This window comes from Roseixanthobacter psychrophilus (assembly GCF_043195195.1).
Classification (GTDB): Bacteria; Pseudomonadota; Alphaproteobacteria; order Rhizobiales; family Xanthobacteraceae; genus NCEH01.
Map to the genome: position 1 here is coordinate 65,185 of NZ_JBAFWT010000023.1, position 17,151 is coordinate 82,335.

The window sequence follows — 17,151 nt, forward strand, 5'->3', positions numbered from 1 at the left end:
GCGGCTTGCGCTGAATCAAGGCGATTGACGTCGTACTCCGGCACATTTCGCGGGTCATGAATGCAGACCTGCTTGCCCGCGCCGGCCGCCCGGTACCGCGCTACACCTCCTATCCCACCGCGCCCCATTTCGGCCCCGAGGTCGATGCCGCCACCTATGCCGGATGGCTGGCGGCGGTGCCGGCGGATGCGACCGCCTCGCTCTACCTGCACGTGCCGTTCTGCGCCGAGCTGTGCCTCTATTGCGGTTGCCACACCACGGTGGCGCGGGGGGCGACGCCGCTGGTCGCCTATGCCAGCCGGCTGATCGAGGAGATCGACCTGGTCGCGGCCCGCCTGCCGACCCGGCTCGCGGTCGGGCACCTGCACTGGGGCGGCGGCACGCCGACCATGCTGAGCAACCCCGACTTCGCCCGCATCATGGCGCTGCTCGGCGAACGCTTCGCCGTGCGCGGCGATGCCGAGATCGCCATCGAGATCGACCCGCGCGTCATGGATCAGGCGAAGGTGGATACGCTCGCTGCCGCCGGCATCAACCGGGCGAGCCTCGGGGTGCAGGATTTCGACCCCAAGGTGCAGGAGGCCATCGGCCGCCGCCAGAGCTTCGCCGAGACCGCCGCCGTGGCGGACGCTTTGCGGCGGGCCGGCATCACGGCGATCAATCTCGATCTGATTTACGGCCTGCCCCACCAGAGCGTCGCCTCGGTGACGCGCACGCTGCACGAGGCGCTGGCGCTGGAGCCGAGCCGGATCGCGGTGTTCGGCTATGCCCATGTGCCCTGGATGAAGAAGCATCAGGCGCTCATCCCCGAATCGGCCCTGCCGGGGCCGGCGGAGCGGTTGGACCAGGCCGAGACCATCGCCCGCCTGTTGAACGCGGCCGGCTATGTCTCCATCGGCCTCGATCATTTCGCGCGGCCCGACGATGCCATGGCACGCCACGCGCAGGCCGGGACGCTGAAGCGCAATTTCCAGGGCTATACCACCGACGACGCGCCGGTTCTTCTGGGCTTTGGCCCCTCCTCCATTGGCGCCCTGCCGCAAGGTTATGTGCAGAATCTTCCGGCGACGCCGCAATGGCATCGGGCGGTGGCGCGCGGGGAACTGCCGGTGGCGCGCGGCCGCGCGCTGAGCGCGGAGGATCGCCTGCGGCGCGAGGTGATCGAGCGGCTCATGTGCGACCTCGCGGTCGATCTCGATGCGGTCTGCGCGCGGCACGCGATCGATGCCGGCTATTTCGCCGAGGAACTTTCAGCCCTCGCCCCGCTGATTGCGGACGGGCTGGCGGAGCGGGACGGCGCCAAGGTGCGGGTACCCGAGGCGGCGCGGGCGTTCACGCGTACGGTCTGCGCCGTGTTCGACGCCTATCTCGCCCCGCCACAGCAGGACGCGCCAGCTCCGCGCCGGCACGCGGCGGCGGTGTAAGGGCTGCACAAGAATGATTGCGTGGATATTTCCGGCCGGTGGGCTGGCCCGCGCCTGGGGGCGTGGCGCGACGCATCGCGGCGCGCTTCGCCTCGGCGCTTGCTCTCACCTGGACGCTTGCTCTCTTCCCCGCGCGTGTCCCGGCCATCCGGTCGACGCTACCGGGCGCAGGACCGGCGAAGTCCGAGCCCCAGGGCGGCGCAGATCGCCGGGACGCGCCCGGGGAAGAAGGCATTTATTCCATTCCCTGCGGCGCGAGGGAGCCGCGGGGAACGTGGTAGTGGGGAACGTGGCGGCTTGGCCGTGGGGAACCCCTTCGGCATCAGCTGTCGAGGCGCCGCAGGGCCGAGCGGTCGCGCAGGACGATGCAGCGCGAGGAGGGCAGCGAGATGGTCGCGGCGCCCTCAAGCTGGGTCAGGGTGCGCGAGACCGTCTCGATGGTCAGGCCGAGGTAATCGGCAATGTCCTGGCGCGACATGGGCAGGTGCACTTCGCTGGTGTCCGCCGGGTTGGAGCGGCGGGCGAGATCCAGCAGGAAGGTCGCGACCCGCTCCTGCGCGGTCTTGCGACCCAGCAGCAGCAGATGATCCTGGGCGCGGTGCAGCTCGGTGAAGGTGAGGTTCCAGATGGCGCGGGCAAGGTCGCTGTCGTCGGTGGCGCGGCTGAAGAGCAAATTGCGCTTGACCCGTGCGAGCCGGCATTCGCTCACCGCCTCGGCGGAGAAACGGTTGCGGAGGCCGGTCTCCCAGCCGAAGGCGTCGCCCTTCAGGCAGAAGGTCTCGATCTGGCGGCGTCCATCGCCCAGGAGCTTGCAGATTCGCACCACGCCAGAGAGCACCACATAGACGTGATCGGCGGCTTCGTCCTCGCCGAAGATTTCGGCGTTGCGGGCGAAGGTGACCACGGTGCCCATGCGCGCTACGGCTACGGCGGGGGTGCGGGTGTCATCCTCTTCACGCATGACGACAGCCATCGGGGCGGGAAAGGCGTGGTTCGCGGCGGCGGCGGCGGCGGTTGCGGCAGTTGCGGGCATCGAACGGGCCTCCAAAAGGTTCGACATAGGCTTAGGTCTTTGCTCTCGATCAATAAATTCGGATCGAATCCTTAAGTACCAATCCATAAGGGATATCCCGGAGGCCAAGAGTGCGCCACAGTGCGGGGCAAGCCAGGGCTGTAGCCTGCGGACGGTGCTTCTTCGTACCGGGATCGAGATGGCGGCGCGGCACCCCTTCGCAGATTACGAAGGCCGCGCGCGCAGGAAGCGGGCACGGAAGAGGCAGGCGGAACGGTGGCGATGATGAGCCAGGACGAGACCCAGCCCGAAGTGGCCCCGGCCCGGAACGCCGGCGGCCAGATGGCGAGCTTCACCGGCGATGCCCTGACCAACCTGTTCATCGGGGCCTTCGCCGCCATGGTCGCGGTCGTGGCCGGCGACCTGGTGGGGTGGCCGCCCTTGGGGGTCATGGCCCTGCTGGCATGCAGCATCGCGGTGGCACTCGTGAGCGCGCGCGGCCCTGTCGCAAGCCTGTCCGCGTTGGCGATCGCGCTCGGCGCGCAGGTCGCGCTGGCCTGGACCGGCGACGCGCCCGCGCCGAACGTGGCGGGGCCCGCCGCCTTGTTCGCCGCCCTGGGCATCGCCATTGGCGTGCTGGGCGAACGGCTCCGCCGCACCAAGCTCGACGCCGCCGCCCGCGACCGCGCCCTGCTGGCGCGCGAGGCGCATCTTTCCTCCATCCTCGATACCGTGCCGGACGCCATGGTGGTGATCGACGAGCGCGGGATCATGCAATCCTTCTCCAGCGCCGCCGAACGCCTGTTCGGCTATACCGCCCCGGAGGCCATCGGCCGCAACGTCTCGGTGCTGATGCCCCAGCCGCATCGGGGGGCGCATGATTCCTATCTCGCACGCTACCTGAATACCGGAGAACGCCGCATCATCGGCATCGGCCGCGTGGTCGCGGGGCTGCGCAAGAACGGCTCCACCTTCCCGATGGAATTGTCGGTGGGGGAGATGCGCTCCGGCTCCGGGCGCTTCTTTACCGGCTTCATCCGCGACCTCACCGAGCGCCAGGAAACCGAGGCGCGGCTGCAGGAACTGCAGGCCGAACTGGTCCACATTTCGCGCCTCACCGCCATGGGCGAAATGGCTTCGAGCCTCGCGCACGAGCTGAACCAGCCACTTTCGGCCATTGCCAATTACATCAAGGGCTGCCGCCGCCTGCTGGAACTGAATGGTTCGCAGCACCTGCCTCAATTGCTGGGCGCGCTCGACAAGGCGGCCGAGCAGGCCCTGCGCGCCGGATACATTATTCGGCGGCTGCGCGATTTTGTCTCACGCGGGGAAAGCGAGCGACGGGTGGAGAGCCTCTCCAAGCTGGTGGAGGAGGCCAGCGCCCTCGCGCTGGTGGGGGCGAAGGAATATGGCATCGAGGTGCGATTCCGGTTCGATCCTTCCTGCGACCTCGTGCTTGCCGACAAGGTGCAGGTGCAGCAGGTCTTGCTCAATCTGATTCGCAACGGCATGGAAGCGATGATGGAAGCGCAGCGCCGCTTCCTCGTCGTGCAGACCACCCCGGAAGAGGACGACATGGTGACGATTTCGGTGTCCGATACCGGGCATGGCATCTCCAAGGAAATCGCCGACCAATTGTTCATGCCATTCATCACCACCAAGCAGCACGGAATGGGCGTAGGCCTGTCCATTTCGCGCACCATCATCGAAGCCCATGGCGGTCGCATCTGGGCCGAGTCCAATCCGGAGGGCGGCACCATTTTCCGTTTCACCCTGCGCGCCGTGCAAGAGGAGGCCATGGGCAATGGCTGAGACCTTTCCGCCCGACACCCTGCCCATCCACGTCATCGACGATGACGATGCGGTCCGCGATTCCCTGTGCTTCCTGCTGGAAAGCGCCGGACTGCCGGTCCTCATGCACGCCTCGGCCGGTGCCTTCATCGACGGCGGCATTCCCGCCACCGCCGGCTGCATCATCACCGACGTGCGCATGCCCGGCCTCAGCGGGGTCGAACTGCTGCAATTCCTCAATACTCTCGGCTCGAAGATCCCGGTGATCGTGGTCACCGGCCATGGTGACGTGCCGCTGGCGGTGGAGGCGATGAAGCTTGGGGCTGCGGATTTCCTGGAAAAGCCGTTCGACGACGATGCCCTGCTCGCCTCCGTGCGCGCCTGCCTGAGCCAGGCCGCCCTGTCGCAGCACCAGGACGCGGCGCGCAGCGACGTGGAGGAGCGCATCGCCGCCCTCTCCCAGCGGGAACGCCAAGTGCTGGAGCTGCTGCTGGTGGGCCGTGCCAACAAGGTCATCGCCCATGACCTCGGCATCAGCCCGCGCACGGTCGAAGTCTATCGCGCCAATGTGATGACCAAAATGAAGGCCGCCAGCCTCTCCGAACTGGTGCGCATGGCGCTGCTGGCCGGGATTGACGGGCTGACGGACTGACGCGGCACGGGATGATGCCGCGTTGATCTATCTCAAGGCCCTCGGGCGGCCACACCTAAATACTTCACCACACCGACAGTGCTGGGTTCGGGGATCCGTCGCGCGAGCTGACGGAATTGCATGAAGAGGCACGTGAAAAAGGCACATGGCGGTGTTTATGGGCGTTGAAGACCAGAACGTTCGGACAGTGCCCGGCAATGTGGTTCTGCTCGTGGACGACGACCCGGCAATCCGCAGCTCGCTGAAGTTCGCTCTGGAGCTGGAAGGCTTCGACGTGCGCACCTTCGCCGCGCCGGCGGAGATCCTGTCCGCCGATTTGCCGCTGCACGGCTGCATCGTGGTCGATTATTATCTGCCCGGCCAGGACGGCCTGGAACTGCTGAACCAGCTCAAGGCCCGCCACGTCTCCCTCCCCGCCATCCTCATCACCACCAATCCGCCCGCCAATGTCCGCCGCCGGGCCTTCGCCGCCGGCGTTTCGATCATCGAAAAACCCTTGCTGAGCAATGCCCTGAGCGATGCCGTCCACGCGAGCCTCGCCCGCGGCGTTTAGCGTTCCCACGCGTTTCGTTCGCCACGCCCTGGCCACACGCCGGGAGGCCGGAGATGCCCGCCCGCTTGCCCGCCCGCCTGCCCGGCAGACATGACTTCAAGAAAGCGGTCTCCCGATCGTCGCCGGAATAAGTCATGATCGACGCGCGTTCCCATCGCTCTGTCCGAGTTCCTGCCGAAGGTCCCGCCCATGACGATGCGCAATCTCGACGCCCTGTTCATGCCGTCCGCCATCGCCCTGGTGGGCGCCAGCAGCCGGGCCGGCTCGATCGGCACGGTGATCGCGCGCAATCTGTTCGAAGCCGGGTTCAACGGCCCGATCCTCACGGTGAAGGCAGGTGAGCGGGCGATCCGCTCCTCGCTGAACTATCCCAGCATCGAGGCGCTGCCGATCGCGGTGGACCTCGCCGTGATCGTCGCCCCGCCCAGCAAGGTGCCGCAGGCGATCGCCGATCTCGGCGCCAAGGGCTGCCGGGCCGCGATCATCGTCACCGCCGGCTACGACGTGGACGACGGCGTCTATGATCCCGCCCTGCGCCAGCAGGTGCTGGACGCGGCCAAGCCGCACCTGCTGCGGATCATCGGGCCGAACAGCCTCGGCTTCATCTCCACCGGGCCGCGCATCAATGCCAGCTTCGCCCACCTCATGCCGGCGCGCGGCCATATCGCCTTCGTCAGCCAGTCCGGCGCCATGGCCACCGCCGTGCTGGACTGGGCCCATGCGCGCGGGCTCGGCTTCTCCCACGTGATCTCGCTGGGCGAAAAGCTGGACGTGGATTTCGGCGATCTGCTGGACTATCTCGCCCTCGACAATTCCACCCGCGCCATCCTGCTCTATGTGGAATGCCTCACGGACGCGCGCAAATTCATGTCGGCGGGGCGCATCGCCGCGCGCTCCAAGCCGGTGATCGTCATCAAGGCTGGCCGCAGCGAGGCGGGCGCGCGCGCCGCGCTCTCCCACACCGGGGTGCTGGCCGGCTCCGACATGGTCTATGACGCCGCCTTCCGCCGCGCCGGCATGCTGCGGGTGCACGAATTGCGCGAATTGTTCGAGGCGGTCTCCACCCTCTCCTCCGGCATCCGCCTCAAGGGAGATCGGGTGGGCGTGCTCACCAATAGCGCGGGGGCCGGTATCATCGCCACCGATACGCTGGAGGACATGCCCGGCACCCTCGGCACGCTCGATCCCAAGACCTTTGGAAAACTCGACGCCGCCCTGCCGCGCACCTGGTCGCACACCAATCCGGTGAACATCGGCGCCGATGCCGACGGCAAGCGCTATGCCGACGCCCTCACGCTCCTGATGGAGAACGAGGGCACCGACGCGACGCTGGTGCTCAACAGCCCCAATGCGGTGGCCGACAGCGGCCAGGCGGCGGATGCGGTGATCTCGGCGCTCGCCCTGCGGCCGCGCGCGCCGGTTCTAACCTGCTGGATGGGCGAGAGCGCGGTCGCGGACGCCCGCCGTCGCTTCACCGCCCAGCGCATCCCCACCTACGAGACCCCCGACGAGGCGGTGCGGGCGTTCGCCCATCTGGTCTCCTACCAGCGCAACCAGACCCTGCTGATGGAAACCCCGCCCGCCCGCTCCTTCGACGAGCCGGACCGCGAGAAGGCGGCGGAGGTGATTCGCGCGGTGATCCAGGAGGGCCGCTCCACCCTGAGCGAGTTCGAGGCCAAGGCGGTGCTCGCCGCCTATGACATCCCGGTGGTCGAGACCCGCATCGCCAGCGATCCCGCCGACGCCGGCCGCATCGCCGCCGAGATGGGCGGCGCGCTGGTGCTGAAGATCCTGTCCCACGACATCCTGCACAAGAGCGATGTCGGCGGCGTGCGGCTCGACCTGCACGGGCCGAAGGCGGTGGAGGAGGCGGCGCGCGACATGCTGGCAACCCTGGAAGCGCGCATGCCCGGTGCCCGGGTGGCGGGCTTCACGGTCCAGCCCATGATCCGCCGGCCCAATGCGCAGGAATTGATCGCCGGCATCGCCAACGACGCCACCTTCGGCCCGGTGGTGCTGTTCGGCCAGGGCGGGCTGGCGGTGGAGGTGATCGGCGACCGCGCCGTCGCCCTGCCGCCGCTCAACGGCGTGCTGGCTTTGGAAATGATCGAGCGGACGCGGGTGGCCCGGCTGCTGGCCGGCTATCGCGACCATCCGCCGACGGACATCGACGCGGTGGCGGCGACTTTGGTGAAGATTTCCGACCTGCTGAGCGACCTGCCGCAGATCGCGGAACTGGACATCAACCCCCTGCTCGCCGACGAGCACGGAGTATTGGCGCTCGACGCCCGCATCGTCGTGCATCCCACCAAGGGGGTCGGCACCGAGCGCTTCGCCATCAAGCCCTTCCCCACCAGCCTGGTGCGGGAGATCGAACTGGCCGACGGGCTGGTGCTGGACCTGCGGCCGATCCGGCCGGAGGACGAGCCGGGCATCGTCGACATCGTGCGCCGCTCCGACCCGCGCGACGTGCGCATGCGGTTCCTGGGCTCGCTGAAGGACTTCCCCCACCTGCTGGCGGCGCGCCTCTCGCAGATCGACTACGACCGCGAGATGGCGCTGGTGGCGGTGGACAAGGCCGGCGCGTTCCTCGGCGTGGTGCGCATCATCGCCGATCCCGACAACGAGACCGCCGAATACGCCATCATGGTGCGCTCGGACATGAAGGGGCGCGGGCTCGGCTACCGGCTGATGAACGAGATCATCGCCTATGGCCGCCAGCGGGGGCTGAAAATGATCTATGGCGACGTCCTGCGCGAGAACCAGGCCATGATGCACATGGCGCAGGATCTCGGCTTCGTCGCCAAGGCGGGCGAGGATTACACCGTCATGCGCGTGGAACTGGATCTCAAGGACTGAGAGCAACGGCCTCCCGGCACCGGTTCGAAGCCCGGGGCCGTTGGCATGAGACGATCCCCGCCCCGCCGCATGCGGCAGGGCGGGGCGCGTTTTCCACCGGTGGAAAAAGCCGCGGCGGAGAACCTCAGCGATTGTCCTTCTTCGCCTGCGCGGTGGCGACGAACTTGGTCACGCGGCCGGCTTCGGCGGGACGGGAGAGCGAATCCACCCGCTTGCGCGATTTCGCGCGCATGCCTTCGTTGGCGGTAGGGCCGCCGTCGGGATGGTGCGAGCCGCCCGCCGCCTGCTTCATCGCCAGGGCATGACGCGCATTGGCGATCAATTCCTCGCGCGCGGCCCGGTCGTTGCGGCGGGTCATCTCGCGGCGCGCGCGGGTGAGCGCGTCGGTCAGCACCGAGGCTTTCTGGCGATTGCCGAGATCGGCCTTGTCGTAGCGCACCTCGCCCGGCCCCTTGCCGCGCAGCGCGCGCCGCTGGCCGTTGGCGATGCTCTGCGCCCGGTCCCGCCGCTCGCGCAGATGGCCGATCAGCGCGTGAAGGTCGGCATGGGCCATCTCGGCGAGCGCGGGGTGGCGGGCCTTGTCGACGAATTCCAGCTCGGAATCCGACAGCACGCGGCGTTCGTTCTTTCTCGTATGGGCCATGGCCGAAACTCCTTTCGTGAACCTGTAGGGCGCACCTTGGCATGGCCACGCGGCGCAGTCATGACGAGCTGCAACAGCTAACCACCTTGAATCGCGCAAGTTTTATTGCATCGCGGCAGGTTTGCGTCGGCGCGGGCGAAATCGTGCTATGCGGTTTGCATCCGCTCTTCCTGGTTCAAGACACACCGCCGATGAAACCCGCCGCCGCGCCCGACGCGCATCCCGAGACAGCTTCGCCCCTCGCCGCCCGCGCGCTGCACCGCGACGGCATGGTGCTGGTGCTGGACAAGCCGGCGGGCCTGCCGGTGCATCCCGGACCCAAGGGCGGAGAGACGCTGCACGACCATCTCGACGGCCTGCGCTTCGGCCTGCCGCGCGCGCCCGAGCTGGCGCACCGGCTCGACAAGGACACGTCCGGCTGCCTCGTTCTTGGCCGCCATGCCAAGGCGCTGGCGTTGCTGAATAAATTGTTTGCGACCGGACAGGTGGACAAGACCTATGTGGCGCTCACCAAGGGCGCCCCGGACGCGGACGCCGGCCGCATCGACCAGCCCTTGGCCAAGCGCTCGCCCAATCGCGGCTGGTGGATGCAGGCGGTGCCGAAGGGATCGCCCGGCGCGCTCGATTCCATCACCGACTGGCGCGTGCTCCATCGCGGCGAGGGCCTGAGCGTGCTCGCCCTCTCGCCCCTCACCGGGCGCACCCACCAATTGCGCGCCCATCTCTCCAACCTTGGCTTCCCGATTCTGGGCGATGCCATTTATGGCGGCGCCTCGCGCCTGCCGGGCGGGCCGATGCTGCATTTGCATGCGCGCCGCATCGTGCTGCAAGTGGCGAAGAACGGGCCCAAGCTGGACGTAAGCGCGCCCTTGCCCGCGCATATGGTGGCGACGCTCCAGGCGCTCGGGATCGATCCTGAAGAGATTGGCGCCAGGGCCGACGCCGCCTTCGCCTGAACCAAGGCCCGAGGCTCGGCCCGCTTCCCTTCTCTCGTGACGCTCAGCGCGTCACGAGGCGGATGCCGAGCGCGATCGGCACGATGCCGGCGAGATCGAGCAGCGGCACGTGCTCGCCCAGCAGCAGCCAGCCGAACAGCAGCCCGAGCGGCGGCATGAGGAAGTGCAGCGCGCTCGCCTCGGTGGCGCTGGCGCGGCCGAGGATGAAATACCACAGGCTGTATCCGCCGATGGAGACCGCCAGCACCATATAGACGAACGATCCCACCAGCGCGGGGGTCAGGTGCACCGCGCTCATGCTCTCCGTGGCCAGGGCGACGGGCAGCAGCGCGAGCCCCCCGGCCAGGCTCTGCACCCCGCTCGCCATGAACAGATCGGCGGAGGTGCGCACCCGCTTGTAGACCAGCGTTCCCGCCGAGAGCGCGATCAGGGCCGCGAAGATGAAGAGCGTGCCCACCACATCCTCATGCCCGCCGGCGATGCGCGAGCGCAGCACCACGGCGACGCCCGCGAGGCCGAGAACCAGCCCCAGCAACTTGCGGCGAGTGAGATGTTCGCCCAGCACCGGCCCGGCGAGAAACGCCACGAGCAGCGGGTTGGCGCTGATGATCACGGCGGCGAAGCCCGAGGAGACGGTGACCATGCCGACGAAGCTGAAACCGAGATAGATCGCATTGTTCAGCATGCCCGAGACCGCGAGCATCGCCAGCTCGCCGCGCGGGATCGGCTTCAGCCGGCCGGTGAGCGCGCAGCCCGTGAGCAGGATCGCCCCCGCCAGCAGAAACCGCGCAGAGAGCAGCAGCAGCGGCGGACAATCCACCACGGCGATCTTCGCCGAGACGAAGGCCGAACTCCACAGCACGCAGAACAGGGCGACCAGCGCCGGGGTCGCGGCGGCCGGCGCAGAAGCGGCGGAGATCGGGGCGGCGGTCGGTTTCATGGGCGGCGATCCTGAAGCGGCGATCTGGAAGCGGCAATCCTGGGCGCGACCGGAGGCGCGCTTCGCCTGATTGTCTTAACGGCACGCATACCCATTGAAAAATTAAATGTCATGATGTCTATTAGTCGAAATTCGAATGGGTCGACACCGATGCTGGACCTTGATCTTCTGCGGGCCTTCGTCAGCGTGGTGGATGCCGGCGGCTTCACCCGCGCCGGTGCGCGCGTCCATCGCACCCAATCCACGGTCAGCCAGCAGATCCGGCGGCTGGAAGAGGCGGCGGGGTGCGCGCTGCTCCATCGCGAGGGGCGCGGCGTGCGGCTGACGGAGGAAGGCGAGCGGCTGATCGGCTATGCCCGCCGCATCCTGGCGCTGAGCGCCGAGGCCAAGGCCGCCCTGCGCCAGGACGCGCCGCAAGCGACCGTGCGGGTCGGCATTCCCGATGATTTCGCCTTGGTTCCGCTGACCCGCACGGTCGCGGCGTTCGCGCGCGCCCGCCCGGACGTGCGGCTTCATGTGTGCTGCGGCCTGTCGCGGACGCTTGCCGCCGATCTCGCGCGCGGCGACCTCGACGTTGCCTTGCTGAAGCGCGAGCCCGGCGGGGGGGAGGCCTTGGCGGTGTGGCCCGAGCATCTGGTGTGGATCAGCGCCGCCAATCACCCCGTGACCCCGCACGATCCGGTCCCCCTGGTGGCGTTTCCCCAGGGCTGCATCTATCGCAACCGCGCCATCCATGCGCTGGAGGCGGCCGGGCTCTCCTGGCGCATCGCCTATGAGAGCCCCAACCTCATGGGCCTCCAGGCGGCACTGGCCGGCGGGCTTGGAATTGCCCTGCTGGAGCGGCGCAACCTTTTGCCCACCCACCGCATCCTCGGCCCGGCCGAGGGGCTGCCCGAGGTACCGGACGGCGAACTGGCGCTGTGCCTCGCACCCCAGGCGGAAGAGGCCGCGCGCGACCTTGCCGCTTTGCTCGCGCGCTTCTGCGCCGCCGGCGCCCCGGCGGAACTCGCCGCCTGAGAAGGCGGCGGCCGGAGAGCGGGGCTCAGCTCTTGAGGCGATAGCCGGTCTTGAACATCCACATGACGGTGCCGAGGCACAGGGCGAAGAACAGCAACGTCATGGCGAGGCTGATCTCCACCCCCACGTCGGAAACGCCGAAGAAGCTCCAGCGGAAGCCGCTGACCAGATACACCACGGGATTGAACAAAGTGACGGTGCGCCAGAACGGCGGCAGCATGTCGATGGAATAGAAGCTCCCGCCGAGAAAGGTCAGCGGCGTGATGATCAGCAGCGGCACCATCTGCAGCTTCTCGAAATTATCGGCCCAGATGCCGATGACGAACCCGAACAGGGAGAAGGTCACCGCCGTCAGCACCAGGAAAGCCAGCATCCACAGAGGATGGGCGATGTGCAGGTCGACGAACAGCGCGGCCGTGCCGAGCGTGATGAGCCCGAGCATGATGGATTTGGAGGCCGCCGCACCCACATAGGCGATCACGATCTCCACCGCCGAGACCGGCGCCGAGAGCAGCTCGTAGATGGTGCCGACGAAACGCGGGAAATAGATGCCGAACGAGGCGTTGGAAATGCTCTGCGTCAGCAGGCCCAGCATGATCAAGCCGGGCACGATGAAGGCGCCATAGCTGACCCCGCCGATCTCAGCCATATGCGAGCCGATCGCCGAGCCGAACACGACGAAATAGAGCGAGGTGGAGAGCACCGGCGAGACGATGCTCTGCAGCAGCGTGCGCGCGGTGCGGGCCATCTCGAAGATGTAGATCGCGCGGATGGCATGAACGTTCATTGCGCGTCCCTCATCAGGCTGACGAAGATGTCCTCAAGCGAACTCTGCTGCGTGTGCAGGTCCTTGAAGGCGATGCCCGCACCGGCGAGGTCGCGCAGCAGGTCGGCGATGCCGGAACGCGCCCCATCGGTCTCATAGGTATAGATCAGCTCCGTGCGGTCGGCGGAAAGCGCCAGCTGATGGGCCGCGAGCCCGGCGGGGATCACATCGAGCGGGGCGGTGAGCTGCAGCGTCAGCTGCTTCTTGCCGAGCTTGCGCATCAGCGTGCGCTTCTCCTCCACTAGGATCAGCTCGCCCTTGCGGATGACGCCGACCCGGTCCGCCATTTCCTCGGCTTCTTCCAGGTAATGGGTGGTGAGGATGATGGTGACGCCGGAGGCGCGCAATTCGCGCATCACCCGCCACATGTCGCGCCGCAGCTCCACATCGACACCCGCGGTCGGCTCGTCCAGGAACAGGATGCGCGGCTCGTGGGACAGCGCCTTGGCGATCAGCACCCGGCGCTTCATGCCGCCGGACAGCGTCATGATCTTGCTGTCTTTCTTGTCCCACAGGGAGAGGTCGCGCAGCACCTTCTCGATATGGGCGGGATTTCGCTTCTTGCCGAACAGGCCACGGCTGAAGCTCACCGTCGCCCATACGGTCTCGAAGGCATCGGTGGTCAGTTCCTGCGGCACCAGCCCGATCTGGGAGCGGGCCGCGCGATAGTCCGTGATGATGTCGGCGCCGTCCACGGTCACCGTGCCGCCGCTGGGATTAACGATGCCGCAGACGATCGAGATGAGCGTCGTCTTGCCGGCCCCGTTGGGCCCCAGCAAGGCGAAGATCTCGCCGCGCCGGATATCGAGGGAGACGTCCTTGAGGGCGATGTGGCCGGACGCATAGGTTTTGGAGAGAGCGCTGATGGAGAGGATCGGCTGCATGGGCGGGGTATAGCGCGGGACCGGGGCGCGGTCGATATCGCAAGGTCGTGAACGCGCGCCGGGTCCGTCCAAAGCGGGCTGCGCACCAGCTGCGCAAGCCGTATCGAAGGCTAGGAAACACCTGCCCCGGAGCATCCGATGCCGATCGAAGACTTCAGCCGCGATGGTGCCGGCGCCCTGTGGCACGCGGTCCAGACGCGCGACCGCACCCAGGACGGCGCCTTCGTCTATGGCGTGCGCACCACCGGAATTTATTGCCGGCCGTCCTGCCCATCCCGCCCGGCGCGACGGGAGAACGTGACCTTCCATGCCGATTGGGCCGAAGCCGAAGACGCCGGCTTGCGCGCGTGCCTGCGCTGCCGGCCGCGTGCGGGGCCGGAGCCGAAGTCCTAGCGCGCGTGCAGCGCCGGTGAATATCGATGGGGCTTCAGGATTTGGAGACGTGCTCCGGCTTGCCCTTGCGTTTGGTGGCCGCCATCTTTTCCAGCTCCTTTTCGCTCATGGATTCGGCCATGGAGCGGGAGGCACCTTTGAGTTCGCTTTTCTTGGTATCGCCGCGCTTGGCGGAAAGGGCGGCGCCGGCCGCCATCTGCTGAGCCTTGGATTTTGCGGGCATGGGTTCCTCGCTGCGTGCTCCCCCGCGAAGGGAAACACCGGCGGCGGCGGAAGGTTCACTCGGAGGCTTTAGTCCTCGAAGACATTCTTGAAGCGCGCGTGGGCGTTCTCGATATGCACCCGCATCGCGGCGGCCGCCGCCTCGGCGTCGCGGAGCGCGAAGGCCTCCAGGATCCGCGCATGCTCGATGATCGCGTCCTGGGTGACGCGGGCATAGAAGCGCAGGCGGAACAGGTGCAGATGCACCCGCTGCTGGGTGATGATGTCGTGCAGCAGGTCGTTCTGGCTCGCCTTGGCGATCGCCGCGTGAAACCGGGCGTCCTCCTGCGCGAACGCGCTGTAGGCGGATTGCGGATCCTCCGGCGTCGGCTCGCGCATACGGGCCGCAAGGGCGGAAATCCCCAGCAATTCTTCCGCCGACATGAGCGCAGCCGCCTTGGCCGCCGCCGGCGGCTCGATCAGCAGGCGCAATTCGCACAGATTGTCGAATTGCTTGCGGGTCAATTGCGACGCCGCGCGGTAACCGGAGAGATGGACCTTCACCACAAGGCCCTGAACTTCAAGCTGACTGAGCGCCTCGCGGATCGGCGTCTGTGAAACGCCAAGCTCCCGTGCCAGACGATCGACGCCGATCCGCTCGCCTGGCTGTATTTCAAGAGACATCAACTTCTTGAGCAGGATGTCATAGACTTCACTGCCCAAGCGAATGGGCTTGGAAATCTGGTAGGTACTGCTCATCTGGCGCCCAGCCATGGTCTGAGAGAAGTGGTTCTCTCAATAATCATAAAAAAGTCAACGAAATGTCCGATTGAGGACGCCTCGCCCCTTGACTCAAGGAAATTCTAGCAGCCATGTTCGCCTCCATCAATTCCGATATCAAATCGGATCGGATTTAAGGGAGACGTATCATGGAGCTGTCTCGCCGCACGGCCATCGGCCTGCTTTCTGCCGCTGCCCTGCTGGGGTCCTTCGGCGCCGCTTCGGCCCAAGAGACCATCAAGATCGGCGTGACGGCGCCGCTCACCGGCCCGGCCGCCGAAATCGGCCACCTCCAGACCGAAGGCGCCAAGCTGGGTGTCGAGAAGGTGAACGCCGCCGGCGGTGTGCTCGGCAAGAAGTTCGAATTGGTCATCGAGGACGACCAGACCACCAATCCCGGCATCGTGCTCGCCTTTTCCCGCCTGACCAGCCGTGGCGACCTCGCCGCCGTGCTTTCCTCGGTGCGCTCCACCCAGGTGAACGCCATTTCGGGCGATGCCAAGAAGGCCGGCATTCCCGTGTTCTTCGGCGGCACCGATCCCACTCTGACCCATTCCGGCAATCCCTGGCTGTTCCGCGCCCGCCCCAATGACATCTATTCCGCCAAGGTGATCGCCGATTTCGGCGTCAACCAGCTGAAGAAGAAGAAGTGGGCGGTGCTCCATTCCACCGACGCGTTCGGCTCCAACGGGGCCAAGGCGCTGATCGAGCAGCTCAAGGGTCTCGGCGTCGAGCCGGTGCTGGTGCAGGGCTTCAACAACGGCCAGGCCGACCTGACCCCGGTGGTGCTCGCCGTGCGCCAGTCGGGCGCCGACATCATCGCCACCTATACGCCGTTCGAGAACGACGTGGCGGTGCTCGCCCGCCAGCTCAAGCAGTTCGGCGTGACGGCCACCTGGGTCGGCTCGGCCTCGGTCGCCTCCACCACCGCCATGCAGCTCGCCGGCCCGGCGCTCTATGGCACCTATGCGGTCGCCGACTTCAACGCCGACGCCAACCCGCTCGCCAAGGCCTATTTCGAGGAATTCTCCAAGAAGGTCGGCCGCGCGCCTGACTATACCTCGGCCTGGACCTATGATTCCGTGCTCCTGCTGGCGGAAGCCATCAAGAAGGCCGGCAGCACCGATCCCGCCAAGATCCGCGAGGCGATCCTCGCCATCAAGGATTTCCCGGGCACCGAAGGCACCTACAACTTCGACGAAAATGGCGATGGCCTGCGCGGCTACAACATCGTCAAGAACGAGAACGGCAAGATCGTCTTCGACCGCCACATCGCCTTCGACAAGTGATCGCCTGATCGCTTTCGCACCCTGCGCCGGGCCGGCCCCTTGAGGCTTGCCCGGCGCGGGATGTCTTACGCCCTCTCGCGCACAGGATCGGCGATGAGCTTGCTTCCTCAGCTTCTATTTACCGGGATCGGCATCGGCAGCATCTATGCCATGGTCGCCCTCGGCTTCGTCCTGCTCATCCGCTCCGCCAATGTGGTGAACTTCGCGCAGGGCGAGTTCTCCATGCTCGGCGCCTATTTCATGGTGATCCTGTTCGCCGGCTTCGGCGTGCCCTATCCCATCGCCCTCATCGGGGCGGTGGTGCTGATGGCGGTGTTCGGCGTGATCTTCGCCGGCATCACCTATTGGCCGCTGCGCGACCGGGGACAGATCCCGGTCATCATCTCCACCATCGGCGCCACCATCCTGCTGTCGAACCTGATCCTCGCCACCTACGGGCCGAGCCCGCAGGTGCTGCCCGGCCTGTTCGACGGCGGCGGCTTCCTGGTGGGCAACATCTTCATGGACACCCAATATCTCTCCATCATCGCGGTCACCATCGCGCTGGTGACGCTGCAGTATCTGGTGTTCGAGAAGACCATGGTCGGCAAGAAGCTGCAGGCCACCTCGCAGGACAAGGAAATGGCCAGCCTGCTGGGCATTCCAGTCATCGCCATGATCCTCGGCACCTTCGCCTATAGCGCCGCGCTCGGCGGCCTCGCCGGCATCCTGGTGGCGCCGATCCTGTTCGTGTCGGTCGGCATCGGCCCGCTGATCGCGCTGAAGGCATTCGCCGCCAACATCATCGGCGGCTTCGGCTCGATCCCCGGCGCGATCTTCGGCGGCCTGCTGATCGGCATCGTGGAGACGCTGGGCGCCGCCTACATCTCGGTTCCCTACAAGGACGCCTTCGCGTTCCTGATGCTGCTCGCAGTCCTGCTGGTCCGCCCCC

At 67.1% G+C, this 17,151-nt stretch carries 17 protein-coding genes; 10 read left to right on the top strand and 7 right to left on the bottom strand.

Features of this window, described 5'->3' with window-relative positions; translation table 11 throughout:
- Positions 1–56 precede the first annotated feature (56 nt).
- Positions 57–1,424 (top strand): oxygen-independent coproporphyrinogen III oxidase, encoded by a 1,368-nt coding sequence (gene hemN, locus V5F77_RS18695; protein ID WP_429006846.1) that lies wholly within the window; start codon positions 57–59, stop codon positions 1,422–1,424.
- Positions 1,425–1,746: 322 nt separating this feature from the next.
- Here hemN and V5F77_RS18700 read toward each other — a convergent pair whose 3' ends face one another.
- Positions 1,747–2,457, bottom strand: coding sequence for a helix-turn-helix domain-containing protein (locus tag V5F77_RS18700; protein WP_429006847.1), 711 nt, complete (start codon positions 2,455–2,457; stop codon positions 1,747–1,749).
- Between the two features lie 261 nt (positions 2,458–2,718).
- On the opposite strand from V5F77_RS18700, the gene V5F77_RS18705 reads away from it, so the two are divergent.
- The 4 genes from V5F77_RS18705 to V5F77_RS18720 all read left to right on the top strand — a co-directional run bounded on the left by V5F77_RS18705 (position 2,719) and on the right by V5F77_RS18720 (position 8,291).
- Positions 2,719–4,248 carry a sensor histidine kinase gene (locus tag V5F77_RS18705; protein ID WP_449317023.1) on the top strand — a complete coding sequence of 510 codons (1,530 nt, stop codon included), beginning with the start codon at positions 2,719–2,721 and terminating at the stop codon, positions 4,246–4,248.
- Positions 4,241–4,879: a response regulator FixJ gene (gene fixJ, locus V5F77_RS18710; protein ID WP_429006848.1), complete on the top strand. Its 639-nt coding sequence runs from the start codon at positions 4,241–4,243 to the stop codon at positions 4,877–4,879. The genes V5F77_RS18705 and fixJ overlap by 8 nt, the downstream gene beginning before the upstream one ends.
- A gap of 145 nt (positions 4,880–5,024) precedes the next feature.
- Positions 5,025–5,432: a response regulator transcription factor gene (locus tag V5F77_RS18715; protein WP_429006849.1), complete on the top strand. Its 408-nt coding sequence runs from the start codon at positions 5,025–5,027 to the stop codon at positions 5,430–5,432.
- A gap of 189 nt (positions 5,433–5,621) precedes the next feature.
- Positions 5,622–8,291, top strand: coding sequence for a bifunctional acetate--CoA ligase family protein/GNAT family N-acetyltransferase (locus tag V5F77_RS18720; RefSeq protein ID WP_429006850.1), 2,670 nt, complete (start codon positions 5,622–5,624; stop codon positions 8,289–8,291).
- A gap of 124 nt (positions 8,292–8,415) precedes the next feature.
- Here the strand turns inward: V5F77_RS18720 and V5F77_RS18725 are convergent, their stop codons facing one another.
- The gene (locus tag V5F77_RS18725; protein WP_429006851.1) at positions 8,416–8,934 is read right to left on the bottom strand and encodes a hypothetical protein; all 519 of its coding nucleotides are present in this window, start codon (positions 8,932–8,934) and stop codon (positions 8,416–8,418) included.
- 191 nt (positions 8,935–9,125) lie between these two features.
- Here V5F77_RS18725 and V5F77_RS18730 point away from each other — a divergent pair, with 191 nt between their 5' ends.
- Positions 9,126–9,890 carry an RluA family pseudouridine synthase gene (locus V5F77_RS18730; RefSeq protein ID WP_429006852.1) on the top strand — a complete coding sequence of 255 codons (765 nt, stop codon included), beginning with the start codon at positions 9,126–9,128 and terminating at the stop codon, positions 9,888–9,890.
- Positions 9,891–9,933: 43 nt separating this feature from the next.
- On the opposite strand, the gene V5F77_RS18735 is transcribed toward V5F77_RS18730, so the two are convergent.
- Positions 9,934–10,830: a DMT family transporter gene (locus tag V5F77_RS18735; RefSeq protein ID WP_429006853.1), complete on the bottom strand. Its 897-nt coding sequence runs from the start codon at positions 10,828–10,830 to the stop codon at positions 9,934–9,936.
- 150 nt (positions 10,831–10,980) lie between these two features.
- Between V5F77_RS18735 and V5F77_RS18740 the strand changes: the two genes are divergently transcribed.
- Positions 10,981–11,847 carry a LysR substrate-binding domain-containing protein gene (locus V5F77_RS18740; RefSeq protein ID WP_429006854.1) on the top strand — a complete coding sequence of 289 codons (867 nt, stop codon included), beginning with the start codon at positions 10,981–10,983 and terminating at the stop codon, positions 11,845–11,847.
- Between the two features lie 25 nt (positions 11,848–11,872).
- Here the strand turns inward: V5F77_RS18740 and V5F77_RS18745 are convergent, their stop codons facing one another.
- Complete coding sequence (locus V5F77_RS18745; RefSeq protein WP_429006855.1) at positions 11,873–12,634, bottom strand: ABC transporter permease; 762 nt, start codon at positions 12,632–12,634, stop codon at positions 11,873–11,875.
- Complete coding sequence (locus V5F77_RS18750; RefSeq protein WP_429006856.1) at positions 12,631–13,557, bottom strand: ABC transporter ATP-binding protein; 927 nt, start codon at positions 13,555–13,557, stop codon at positions 12,631–12,633. The genes V5F77_RS18745 and V5F77_RS18750 overlap by 4 nt, the downstream gene beginning before the upstream one ends.
- Before the next feature lie 138 nt (positions 13,558–13,695).
- On the opposite strand from V5F77_RS18750, the gene V5F77_RS18755 reads away from it, so the two are divergent.
- A complete protein-coding gene (locus tag V5F77_RS18755) occupies positions 13,696–13,950 on the top strand; it encodes an Ada metal-binding domain-containing protein (protein WP_429006857.1) in 255 nt (84 codons plus the stop codon).
- 34 nt (positions 13,951–13,984) lie between these two features.
- Here the strand turns inward: V5F77_RS18755 and V5F77_RS18760 are convergent, their stop codons facing one another.
- Positions 13,985–14,173, bottom strand: coding sequence for a DUF3008 family protein (locus tag V5F77_RS18760; protein ID WP_429006858.1), 189 nt, complete (start codon positions 14,171–14,173; stop codon positions 13,985–13,987).
- A 68-nt stretch (positions 14,174–14,241) separates the two neighbouring features.
- Positions 14,242–14,910, bottom strand: coding sequence for a GntR family transcriptional regulator (locus tag V5F77_RS18765; RefSeq protein ID WP_429006859.1), 669 nt, complete (start codon positions 14,908–14,910; stop codon positions 14,242–14,244).
- Between the two features lie 170 nt (positions 14,911–15,080).
- On the opposite strand from V5F77_RS18765, the gene V5F77_RS18770 reads away from it, so the two are divergent.
- Both V5F77_RS18770 and V5F77_RS18775 read left to right on the top strand, forming a co-directional pair.
- Positions 15,081–16,220 carry an ABC transporter substrate-binding protein gene (locus V5F77_RS18770; protein WP_429006860.1) on the top strand — a complete coding sequence of 380 codons (1,140 nt, stop codon included), beginning with the start codon at positions 15,081–15,083 and terminating at the stop codon, positions 16,218–16,220.
- Between the two features lie 93 nt (positions 16,221–16,313).
- Positions 16,314–17,151 (top strand): branched-chain amino acid ABC transporter permease (locus V5F77_RS18775; protein ID WP_429006861.1); only part of this gene is annotated, 838 nt, incomplete at its 3' end.

Excerpts from the sequence above, each read along its gene's own strand:
- V5F77_RS18725 (WP_429006851.1), bottom strand. The coding sequence starts at position 8,934 with ATGGCCCATACGAGAAAGAACGAACGCCGCGTGCTGTCGGATTCCGAG.
- V5F77_RS18740 (WP_429006854.1), top strand. The coding sequence starts at position 10,981 with ATGCTGGACCTTGATCTTCTGCGGGCCTTCGTCAGCGTGGTGGATGCC.
- hemN (WP_429006846.1), top strand. The coding sequence starts at position 57 with ATGAATGCAGACCTGCTTGCCCGCGCCGGCCGCCCGGTACCGCGCTAC.
- V5F77_RS18720 (WP_429006850.1), top strand. The coding sequence starts at position 5,622 with ATGACGATGCGCAATCTCGACGCCCTGTTCATGCCGTCCGCCATCGCC.
- V5F77_RS18700 (WP_429006847.1), bottom strand. The coding sequence starts at position 2,457 with ATGCCCGCAACTGCCGCAACCGCCGCCGCCGCCGCCGCGAACCACGCC.
- V5F77_RS18715 (WP_429006849.1), top strand. The coding sequence starts at position 5,025 with ATGGCGGTGTTTATGGGCGTTGAAGACCAGAACGTTCGGACAGTGCCC.
- V5F77_RS18755 (WP_429006857.1), top strand. The coding sequence starts at position 13,696 with ATGCCGATCGAAGACTTCAGCCGCGATGGTGCCGGCGCCCTGTGGCAC.
- V5F77_RS18750 (WP_429006856.1), bottom strand. The coding sequence starts at position 13,557 with ATGCAGCCGATCCTCTCCATCAGCGCTCTCTCCAAAACCTATGCGTCC.
- V5F77_RS18730 (WP_429006852.1), top strand. The coding sequence starts at position 9,126 with ATGAAACCCGCCGCCGCGCCCGACGCGCATCCCGAGACAGCTTCGCCC.
- V5F77_RS18770 (WP_429006860.1), top strand. The coding sequence starts at position 15,081 with ATGGAGCTGTCTCGCCGCACGGCCATCGGCCTGCTTTCTGCCGCTGCC.
- V5F77_RS18745 (WP_429006855.1), bottom strand. The coding sequence starts at position 12,634 with ATGAACGTTCATGCCATCCGCGCGATCTACATCTTCGAGATGGCCCGC.
- V5F77_RS18735 (WP_429006853.1), bottom strand. The coding sequence starts at position 10,830 with ATGAAACCGACCGCCGCCCCGATCTCCGCCGCTTCTGCGCCGGCCGCC.
- V5F77_RS18760 (WP_429006858.1), bottom strand. The coding sequence starts at position 14,173 with ATGCCCGCAAAATCCAAGGCTCAGCAGATGGCGGCCGGCGCCGCCCTT.
- V5F77_RS18765 (WP_429006859.1), bottom strand. The coding sequence starts at position 14,910 with ATGAGCAGTACCTACCAGATTTCCAAGCCCATTCGCTTGGGCAGTGAA.
- V5F77_RS18705 (WP_449317023.1), top strand. The coding sequence starts at position 2,719 with ATGATGAGCCAGGACGAGACCCAGCCCGAAGTGGCCCCGGCCCGGAAC.
- fixJ (WP_429006848.1), top strand. The coding sequence starts at position 4,241 with ATGGCTGAGACCTTTCCGCCCGACACCCTGCCCATCCACGTCATCGAC.